General features: G+C 61.4%; 3 protein-coding genes and 1 pseudogene. 1 reads left to right on the top strand and 3 read right to left on the bottom strand.

The window, feature by feature from the left end; all coding sequences use genetic code 11:
• Positions 1-151, top strand: a pseudogene (locus JYJ84_RS38105) (EamA family transporter); the annotation flags it as partial.
• Positions 152-326: 175 nt separating this feature from the next.
• Here JYJ84_RS38105 and JYJ84_RS34980 read toward each other — a convergent pair.
• The 3 genes from JYJ84_RS34980 to JYJ84_RS34970 form a co-directional block, all read right to left on the bottom strand.
• Complete coding sequence (locus JYJ84_RS34980; RefSeq protein WP_175222059.1) at positions 327-992, bottom strand: hypothetical protein; 666 nt, start codon at positions 990-992, stop codon at positions 327-329.
• 282 nt (positions 993-1,274) lie between these two features.
• Positions 1,275-1,601, bottom strand: coding sequence for a DUF4148 domain-containing protein (locus JYJ84_RS34975; RefSeq protein ID WP_122946990.1), 327 nt, complete (start codon positions 1,599-1,601; stop codon positions 1,275-1,277).
• Positions 1,602-1,824: 223 nt separating this feature from the next.
• Positions 1,825-2,113, bottom strand: a 289-nt coding sequence (locus tag JYJ84_RS34970) for a PilZ domain-containing protein (protein WP_205190152.1), incomplete at its 5' end; no start/stop codon positions are given.

Here is a 2,113-nt window from a genome sequence, read left to right as displayed (position 1 = left end):
GCTCTCCGTTCCGCCCATCGCCGCGTGCGGCGCCGTGCTGTTCCTGTCGGAACAGCCGACATGGCGGCTCGCGCTCGCATCGGCCGCGATCCTCGGCGGAGTCGCGGCGGTGCTCGCGACGCGGGCTCGGCAGGCGAATACCGCGCGGTGACGATGGGTGGTATTGACGCCCATGCGTGAACCCGTCGCATCGATTTCAGGGATGCCGGCAACGCACGTTTTTGTGGGTTGGCTCGCGGCTGAAACCCTGGATTCGCCTGATGGAACGATCGCGCAGCCACCCCAATCGCCGGCTCGAAAGAGGCCGGAGATTCGGGCCCAAACCGTCAGTAGCGGTACGCGTAACCGGTGCCGATGTATTCCGCCGTCAGTTTGCTCGCCGTATCCGACAAACCGAGCAACTTGAGAATCTTTCTGGTTCTCCGCCCATTGATCAATTCACCGCGGAAGGCCAAAAGCACGAAGAGCGCCACAACAGACATCGTCGTTGCCAGCAGGATCGGCATTGCGTCAAAAAACAGGCCCCATGTGGATACCACGAACGCAAGCACCAAGGCTTGGCCAAAAAATAAAAGCGCGGTCACGGCAAGGTACGCGTAAAGCAAGGATCGGTTGAAAACGGGCTTCAGGCCGTCAGGGCAAGGCGGCTTGAATACGATCAGCCTCGCAAACGGGTTGTGAAGCGCCATCAACAATCCGTTTTCGTCACAGACGGCGTCGACATGCCCGCCATTCTCGATCGAGATACTGCCGAACCAGCCTTTGAGCGCTCGCCCCGCCACCTCTATCTCGATCCAGTAACCCTTGGGTGGTTTGGGGCGGACCCTGTCAGGATCGCTCTGCGTCGCCATGCCATTTTCACTCAGGGCCTCAAACACCAAAGGCGCGAATTCCGCTGCCGTCTCTTCGAATTTTTGAAATTTTGATGCCGAATACGCCTCGCGCGAAAAGCGCAAATTTGACACTGTTCCGCTGACCAAATACAGGCGCATCGCTTCTCCGTTGATCGAAACCGCTATTCCAGCCTCCGGCGATCGTACCCCAACGATGCAACGCGGAAGCGTATCCGGCCTACGTTGCATGCGACATGATTATCGGCACGGGTCGATATCGCATGGACCCATCGCCAGTTTTCGCATGTCCTGCGCTTTCCCCGCGGCTGAAAGCATCGCGCCGCGGCGTTCCAATGCAAAGAGCCCGCACTCCAACCGAGTGCGGGCTCTTTGCAATGCGATGCGTCCAGCGGCGGCACAAGCCGCCGCATGGCAATCGGCTTAGTGGCCGAAGAACACCGACGAACGGTCGGTTGCGGCCGGCACGACCACGCGCTGACCCGACTGCGACACAGCGGCAGGGTTCGCGCCGTAGCCCGTTGCATCAGCTTGCGCGCCGGTGTTCTGCGCGGCGGCGATCTTTGCCTGAGCGGCCTGGATGTTTTCCGGGTAGTTCATCCAGTCGTTCGGGTTGTAGCCCGCCTTTTCGAGCTGGACCAGCTCGGCGCGCACTTGCGCGCGCGTCAGCGGCTGCTGGCTCTGTGCGAACGAGACGACCGGTGCGGCCACCAGAGCGGCCAGTGCAACTGCCTTGATCAGCGACTTCATGATGCGTTACCTCCAGAATTGTTTTGTCAGGCGCTTCGGACTCGGGGTCGTTGCGCATGAGTAGAAGTCTAGGAGGCCACGCTATCAGGGTAAATACTTAAATCGCGAATTCACTGTTGACGAAAAATATACAATCGGTGCGGAATCCATTGAATCATCAGATGATTATCCGTGTTCGTGCACCGAATACCGCGACACGGCACCCCGCGCGCCCGGCCGCGCCTCAGCGCCGCCGATCGGCATCCGACGCCGCCATCAGCCGGTCGAACAGCAGCGCCTTGAGGCGGATCAGGTCGTCGGCGCCGATCTCGCCGAATGCCGCGTGATGCAGCGTCAGCGCAGGCGCCGCCGGGTCGGCATGGACGGCCCGCACCGTGCCGTCGAGCGCCAGCAATTCGACCCGGTCGCCCGCTGCGTACGGAAGCAGCACGCGCAAGGGTTCGCCGGTTGCGGCAATCGGCCGGTCGACGGCAATCGACAGCCCGCTCACGCTGATGTCGTGCACCATCCCG

Source organism: Burkholderia sp. LMG 13014 (genome assembly GCF_905232215.1).
Taxonomy (GTDB): Bacteria; Pseudomonadota; Gammaproteobacteria; order Burkholderiales; family Burkholderiaceae; genus Burkholderia.
This window is presented reverse-complemented; position numbering and strand designations above follow the sequence as displayed.